At 66.9% G+C, this 520-nt stretch carries 1 protein-coding gene; it reads left to right on the plus strand.

Annotated features, from left to right (window positions below; genetic code table 11):
* On the plus strand, positions 1-520 hold a 520-nt coding region (locus AC1DU6_RS35815), incomplete at both ends, for an aminotransferase class I/II-fold pyridoxal phosphate-dependent enzyme (protein WP_477863402.1).

The raw sequence follows: 520 nt of genomic DNA on the forward strand, positions 1-520 counted from the left end.
GCTATGACATCCGCGGCCCCGTGCTGGACAAGGCGCGCCAGATGGAGGAAGAGGGCCAGAAGATCATCAAGCTGAACATCGGCAACACGGCGGTGTTCGGCCTGACGCCGCCGGACGAGATCGTGCAGGACATGATCCGCAACCTCGGCGACGCCGGCGGCTACACCGACAGCAAGGGCCTGTTCGCGCCGCGCAAGGCGGTGGTGCACTACACGCAGCAGCAGGGCGTCAAGGGCGTGACGGTGGACGATGTCTACCTGGGCAACGGCGCCTCCGAGCTGATCCAGATGGCGATCAACGCCCTGGTCAACGATGGTGACGAGATCCTGATCCCGGCGCCCGATTTCCCGCTCTACACCGCCGTCGTCGGCTTGTCGGGCGGCAGGCCGGTGCACTACCGCTGTGACGAGGGCGCCGGCTGGCTGCCCGACCTGGCCGACATCGAGGCCAAGATCAGTCCGCGCACCCGCGGCATCATGGTCTGCAACCCGAACAATCCGACCGGCGCGCTGTACCCGGA

The organism is Roseateles sp. P5_B10, assembly GCF_056400485.1.